We start from the raw sequence: 6944 nt of genomic DNA, 5'->3' as shown, positions 1-6944 counted from the left end.
TGTTGCACAAATCCCGTCAGGGATTCAGATCGTGAATCCAGGGTGGTAGCTGTGATGTATGAGCAGACCCACACCGCCAACCTACAGGACCAGAAACTGGCCAGCCTACAATGAAGCGCTCAAGCGCCGGGGCTCGCTGACGATCTGGTTCGACCCCGAGATGAGCTGGGATGCCGTGCCGACGGGGAGGCGTGGCCGCCAGCAGACCTACAGCGATACTGCCATTCAGAGCTGCCTGACGATGAAGGTGCTATTCGGCATGGCGCTCCGGCAGACGACCGGGTTCGTCGAGAGCCTGCTGCGTCTGGTTGGCCTCGACTGGACGGTGCCTGACTTCAGCACACTGTCCCGCCGCCAGAAGACCTTGGCTGTGAACATCCCGTATCGCGGCTCCAAAGGGCCGCTGCACCTGCTGATCGACAGCACAGGAATCAAGGTCGAGGGCGAAGGCGAGTGGCACGCTCGCAAGCATGGTGGCCCCAAACGGCGGGTCTGGCGCAAGATCCACCTTGGGATCGACGAGGAAACGCTAGAGATCCGGGCTGTCGAGATCACCGGGAGCAACGTCGGCGATGCGCCGATCCTACCTGACCTTCTCGACCAGATCCCGGAGGACCAGGAAATCGGTAGCGTCACGGCAGATGGCGCCTACGACACGCGCAAGTGCCACGATGCGATTGCAGATCGCGGAGCCCATGCCGTCATCCCACCGCGCAGGAACGCGAAGACCTGGAAGACCATCACCGCTGGAGCCGTCGCGCGCAACGAGGCCCTCCGGGCGTCCAGGTATCTCGGCCGCACCCTGTGGCGACGATGGAGTGGATACCACCGCCGGAGCCGCATCGAGACGAAGATGCATTGTGTCAAACTGCTGGGCCAGCGGCTCATGGCAAGGGACTTCGACCGTCAGGTCGCCGAGTTCCAGATCCGCATCGCCGTCCTGAACGGCTACACCGCGCTCGGCATCCCGGTCACGGAAGCTGTAGGATAAGTCTGTCCGGGGAGGGGGTAACCGCGCCCATCACCTGAGTTATGCAACAGAGCCTTCGGCATCCCGGTCACGGAAGCTGTAGGATAAGTCTGTCCGGGGAGGGGGTAACCGCGCCCATCACCTGAGTTATGCAACAGAGCCCTGCCGCCATAAAGCGTATCGCTGCCGGTTCCGGCATGCAGGTAATCCCGGCCGGATCCGCCCGACAGAAAGTCGTTGCCGTCATAGCCATAGATGTAATCGTTGCCGTTATTGCCGTACATCCAGTTGGCGCCATTGGTCCCGTAAAGGGTGTCGTTGCCGGAGCCGGAATAGACGTTCTCGAAATTCACATAGCTTTCGCCGGTGAAGTTCGTGGCGCCGGTGGCCAGGTTGATCCTGTAGGCACCGCTATAGGTGGCGGTGTTCAGCCAGTCGGTGCCGGTGCCGCCGTCCAGCGTCTCGCTGGTGCCAAGGCCGGCATAGATGTAATCGTTGCCGGCATCGCCGTAATATTGCCCGGCGCCGCTGGAGACGACGGTGTCATTGTCGTCCCAGCCATGCACCGTGTCGGTGCCCGAGCCGGCGCTGATATAGTCGTGGCCGTCGCCGCCGGACAGGTAATCGCTGCCCGAGCCGCCATAGATCGTGTCATTGCCCCCGAGGCCGAGGACGTAATCGTTCCCGCCAAGAGCATTGAAGACTTCGCTGGCAGACGTACCGATCAGGGTGTCGTTGCCATTGGTTCCAGTAGGCATGTTCTCCTCCTGTCGTCTGATGGTCGCGGGGCTTCTTCACCCTCGTGAAGCGAGAGTGCTCCCCGATGCGTGAAGGCGGCGTGAAATGTGGTTTACCAATTGAAAGAAAACAAATTTTTCTGGAAATGGCAGGGGTTGCCCGATCCTTTGCGCAAGGCGGCGGCGGCGGGCGGGGATTGCCCCTTGCCCCGCGCGCGGCTATCGCAGGCAAAAAGGGGTCCGGGAACCATGAGCTTCAACACCTTCGGCCGCGTCTTCACCTTCACCACCTGGGGCGAAAGCCACGGACCGGCGCTTGGCGCGACGGTGGACGGCTGCCCGCCCGGCGTGGCGCTGGACGAGGCCTGGATCCAGCAGTTCCTGGACCGGCGCCGGCCCGGCAGCTCGAAATTCACCACCCAGCGGCAGGAGCCGGACCGGGTGCGCATCCTCTCGGGCGTGTTCGAGGGCCGGACCACCGGCACGCCGATCCAGCTGATGATCGAGAACACCGACCAGCGCAGCAAGGATTACGGCGAGATCGCCCAAGCCTTCCGTCCCGGCCATGCCGACATTGCCTATCACCTGAAATACGGCATTCGCGACTATCGCGGCGGCGGCCGGTCCAGCGCGCGCGAGACGGCGGCGCGGGTGGCGGCCGGCGGCGTCGCCCAGGCGGTGCTGCGCGAGCTGGCGCCGGGGCTGAAGATCACCGGCTACATGGTGCAGATGGGCGAACTGCATCTGGACCGGGGGCGTTTCGACGCGGAGGAGATCGGCAGGAACCCGTTCTTCCTGCCCGACGCCTCGGCCGTGCCGGCCTGGGAGGACTACCTGAACGGTATCCGCAAGGCGCAGGACAGCGTCGGCGCCGCGCTCGAGGTGCTGATCCAGGGCTGCCCGCCGGGCCTGGGCGCGCCGGTCTATGCCAAGCTGGACACCGACCTGGCCGCGGCGATGATGTCGATCAACGCGGTCAAGGGCGTCGAGATCGGCGAGGGCATGGCGGCGGCCGCGCTGACCGGCACCGCCAACGCCGACGAGATCCGCATGGGCAACGAAGGCCCGCGGTTCCTCACGAACCATGCCGGTGGGATCCTGGGCGGCATCTCAACCGGGCAGGACATTCTGGTGCGCTTCGCGGTCAAGCCGACCAGCTCGATCCTGACGCCGCGGCGGACGATCAACCAGCGGGGCGAGGAGATCGAGCTGATCACCAAGGGCCGCCACGATCCCTGCGTCGGCATCCGTGCCGTGCCCATCGCCGAGGCCATGGCGGCCTGCGTGATCCTGGACCACCTGCTGCTGGATCGCGCCCAGACCGGCGGCCAGCGCGGCCGCATCGGCTAGGGATCCGCCGGGGAAGGCCCGGTCGCGCGGGAAAGGGGAACGCCGTTCCCCTCTTGGCCCGTGCCGGGCCATTTCACCCCATGGAGTATTTGGGGAAACGGTGAAGCCCGGGCCTCGGCCTGTGGTTTTCCCTGTTGCCCAAATACCCTTTCGATTGTCACGCAACTGACATATTCCTTTCGCATAACCGTCGCATCGCCGTTCTAGAGAGCGATCAGGCCGCAACGGCCCCTAGGAAATGTCAGGAGTGATCCTATGAAATCCGCGAAATTCACCGTGTCGGCGCTGGCCGTGATTGCTGCCTCGGCCACGGCGGCCGCCGCGCGCGACCAGATCCAGATCGCCGGCTCGTCCACGGTGCTGCCCTATGCCACCATCGTCGCCGAAGCCTTCGGCGAGAACACCGACTTTCCGACCCCGGTGGTCGAATCTGGCGGCTCCTCGGCCGGGCTGAAGAAATTCTGCGAGGGCGTGGGCGAGAACACCATCGACGTCGCCAATTCCTCGCGCCCGATCAAGGACAGCGAGAAGGAAGCCTGCAAGGCCGCCGGCGTCACCGACATCATGGAGGTCCGCATCGGCTATGACGGCATCGTCTTCGCCAGCGACATCGGCAGCAACGACTTTGCCTTCACCGCCGCCGACTGGTTCAACGCCCTGGCCGCCAAGGTGGTCAAGGACGGCAAGGTCGTCGACAACACCGCGACCAAGTGGAACGAGATCCGCGCCGACCTGCCGGATCAGGAAATCCTGGCCTTCGTGCCCGGCACCAAGCACGGCACCCGCGAGGTCTTCGAGGAGAAGGTGATCGCCGCCGGCTGCGAGGAATCGGGCGCCGCCGAGGTGTTCAAGGCCGAGCTGGGCGAGGAAGAGGGCGAGGCGGCCTGCATGGCGCTGCGCACCGACGGCAAGTCCGTGGATATCGACGGCGACTATACCGAGACCCTGGCCCGCATCCAGTCGGCCAAGAACGGCATCGGCGTCTTCGGCCTGTCCTTCTATGAAAACAACACCGACAAGCTGAAGGTCGCGACCATGGGCGGTGTCGCCCCCTCGACCGAGTCCATCGCCTCGGGCGAATACCCGGTCTCGCGCCCGCTGTTCTTCTACGTCAAGAAGCAGCATATCGGCGAGATCCAGGGGCTGAAGGAATTCGCCGAGTTCTTCGTCTCGGACGAGCTGGCCGGCCCCGAGGGTCCGCTGGCCGCCTATGGCCTGGTCGCGGATCCCGAGCTTGCGGCGACGCAGCAGGCGGTGGCCGACGAAGCGACGCTCGCCCAATGATCTGACGGGCGCGGGGGCAGGGTCCCCGCGCCTTCTCCATTTCCCAGTCTCGAGGCTCACATGCCTGTCTCCTGGACCTTGCTGATCGTCCTTGCCATGGCGGTCGGGGGCTATCTTGCCACCCGGTCGCGCGCCATCGCCCTGGCGTCCGGCGACATCCGGCGGCTGCATTCGCGCCCCAGCTATTACGGCTGGAACGCGGCGCTGCTGACGGCGCTGCCTGCGCTCTTCCTGATCGCGCTCTGGCGCTTCTTCCAGCCGGGCGCCGATACCCTGTTGGTGTCGGCCGCAGGCCTGGTCCTGGCCGCGGCGGGGCTGGCCTTTGCGCTCAGCCGCACCGCGCCGGGCTTTCGCGCCCGCAACGCCGTCGAATCCATGGTCAAGGGCCTCTTGATCCTGTGTTCCAGCATCGCCATCCTGACCACCGCCGGGATCGTGCTGTCGATGCTGTTTGAGACCGGGAACTTCTTCCGGCAATATCCCTGGCAGGACTTCTTCTTCGGCACCACCTGGTCGCCCCGCTTCGGCGGCGGCTCGCAGCTGGGCATCCTGCCGCTGGTCTGGGGCACCCTGTATATCTCGGTGATCGCGCTGGCGGTCTCGGTGCCGATCGGGCTGTTCGCGGCGATCTACATGTCGGAATACGCCTCGCCCAAGCTGCGCAGCATCGCCAAGCCCGCGATCGAGGTGCTGGCCGGCATCCCGACCATCGTCTACGGGCTTTTCGCGCTGATCACCGTCGGGCCCCTGCTGCGCGACTGGTTCGCGCAGCCGCTGGGACTGGGCAATTCGGGTTCCTCGGTGATGACGGCGGGCCTGGTCATGGGCATCATGCTGATCCCCTTCGTCAGCTCGCTGTCGGACGACATCATCAACGCTGTGCCGCAATCGCTGCGCGACGGCGCGCTGGGGCTGGGTTCGACCCATTCCGAAACCGTCAGGAACGTGGTGCTGCCGGCGGCGCTGCCGGGCATCGTCGGCGCCATCCTGCTGGCCGCCTCGCGCGCCATCGGCGAGACGATGATCGTGGTCATGGGCGCCGGCGCCGCCGCGCAGATGGACCTGAACCCGTTCGAGGCCATGACCACCATCACCGTGAAGATCGTCAGCCAGCTGACCGGCGACACCGATTTCGCCGCGCCCGAGACGCTGGTCGCCTTCGCGCTTGGCCTGACCCTTTTCGTCGTCACCCTGGGGCTGAACATCATCGCCCTTTACGTGGTGCGCAAATACCGGGAGCAGTACGAATGACCGACGCAGCCATGCCGGCCGCGGCCCTTCCGCAAGGGAAAAGCTCGCTTCTGGTCGCCGATCCCCGCACCCGCAAGCGCAACGCCGCCGAGGCCCGCTTCCGCGCCTATGGGCTGGGCGCCATCGTCATCTCGATGGTCATGCTGGTGATCCTGCTGTTCACCATCCTGACCGGCGGCATCGGCGCCTTCCGCCAGACCTATCTGGAGATCCCGGTCACGCTGGACGCCGCGCAGCTTGACAAGAGCGGCAGCCGCGACCCCGAGCAGATCAAGAAGGTGCTGACCCTGACCTATGGCAAGCTCCTGCGGCAATCGCTGGAACAGGCCATCGCCGGAAAGGGCATCGCCATTCCCGACCTGTCCGAGAAGGACGTCTCGACCCTGATCTCCAAGGAGGCGGCGGCGCAGCTGCGCGCCCGCGTGCTGGCCGATCCCGAGCTGATCGGCCAGACCGTCGAGACCCGCGTGCTGGTGAACGGTCGCATCGACGGCTATTACAAGGGCCGCGTCAGCATGGAGAGCGCGGCGCGCGACGCCAATACCTCACCCGCGCAGCTGCAGCTGGCCGATGCGCTGAAGGCGGAGGGGATGCTCGCGACCGAGTGGAACTGGTCGTTCCTGACCAGCCCCGACGCCTCGGACCAGCGCCCCGAGGCCGCCGGCGTCGGCATCGCCATCCTCGGCTCGCTCTACATGATGCTGGTGGTGCTGGTGCTGTCGGTGCCGATCGGCGTCGCTGCCTCGATCTATCTCGAGGAATTCGCACCCAAGAACCGCTGGACCGACATCATCGAGGTGAACATCTCGAACCTCGCCGCCGTGCCTTCGATCGTCTTCGGCATCCTCGGCCTTGCCGCCTTCATCAACTTCGCCGGCCTGCCGCAATCGGCGCCCATTGTCGGCGGCTTGGTGCTGACGCTGATGACCCTGCCCACCATCATCATTGCCACCCGCGCGGCGCTGAAGGCGGTGCCGCCCTCGATCCGCGACGCGGCGCTGGGGGTGGGGGCGTCCCGGATGCAGTCGGTGTTCCACCACGTCCTGCCGCTGGCCATGCCGGGCATCCTGACCGGCACCATCATCGGCCTGGCCCAGGCCCTGGGCGAGACCGCGCCGCTGCTGCTGATCGGCATGGTGGCCTTCGTGAAGAACTATCCCTCGGCGCCGCCGGACGGGCTGTTCGAGCCCGCCTCGGCCCTGCCGGTCCAGGTCTACAACTGGACCCAGCGCGCCGACCCCGCCTTCGTGGAACGCGCTTCGGGGGCGATCATCGTCCTGCTGGTGTTCCTGCTCTGCATGAACCTTCTGGCCATCTTCCTGCGCCGCAAGTTCGAGCGCCGGTGGTAATCC

At 65.8% G+C, this 6944-nt stretch carries 6 protein-coding genes; 5 read left to right on the top strand and 1 reads right to left on the bottom strand.

Annotated elements, in window-relative coordinates:
• Nucleotides 1-58 precede the first annotated feature (58 nt).
• Entirely contained in the window at nucleotides 59-991 is a 933-nt protein-coding gene (locus I9P22_RS06230; RefSeq protein WP_179921185.1) for an IS5 family transposase, read from the top strand.
• Here I9P22_RS06230 and I9P22_RS06225 read toward each other — a convergent pair.
• Nucleotides 949-1728, bottom strand: a complete 780-nt coding sequence (locus I9P22_RS06225; protein ID WP_199258493.1) for a calcium-binding protein — start codon at nucleotides 1726-1728, stop codon at nucleotides 949-951. The genes I9P22_RS06230 and I9P22_RS06225 overlap by 43 nt on opposite strands.
• A gap of 228 nt (nucleotides 1729-1956) precedes the next feature.
• Between I9P22_RS06225 and aroC the strand changes: the two genes are divergently transcribed.
• From aroC to pstA, 4 genes are all read left to right on the top strand, one after another.
• Nucleotides 1957-3057, top strand: a complete 1101-nt coding sequence (gene aroC, locus I9P22_RS06220; RefSeq protein WP_199258492.1) for a chorismate synthase — start codon at nucleotides 1957-1959, stop codon at nucleotides 3055-3057.
• Between the two features lie 255 nt (nucleotides 3058-3312).
• Nucleotides 3313-4341, top strand: a complete 1029-nt coding sequence (locus I9P22_RS06215; protein WP_199258491.1) for a substrate-binding domain-containing protein — start codon at nucleotides 3313-3315, stop codon at nucleotides 4339-4341.
• A 60-nt stretch (nucleotides 4342-4401) separates the two neighbouring features.
• Nucleotides 4402-5592 (top strand): phosphate ABC transporter permease subunit PstC, encoded by a 1191-nt coding sequence (gene pstC, locus I9P22_RS06210; protein ID WP_199258490.1) that lies wholly within the window; start codon nucleotides 4402-4404, stop codon nucleotides 5590-5592.
• Nucleotides 5589-6941 (top strand): phosphate ABC transporter permease PstA, encoded by a 1353-nt coding sequence (gene pstA / locus I9P22_RS06205; protein ID WP_199258489.1) that lies wholly within the window; start codon nucleotides 5589-5591, stop codon nucleotides 6939-6941. The genes pstC and pstA overlap by 4 nt, the downstream gene beginning before the upstream one ends.
• Nucleotides 6942-6944: the final 3 nt, after the last annotated feature.

The sequence above is a fragment of the Paracoccus binzhouensis genome, from assembly GCF_016446475.1.
Taxonomy (GTDB): Bacteria; Pseudomonadota; Alphaproteobacteria; order Rhodobacterales; family Rhodobacteraceae; genus Paracoccus; species Paracoccus binzhouensis.
This window is presented reverse-complemented; position numbering and strand designations above follow the sequence as displayed.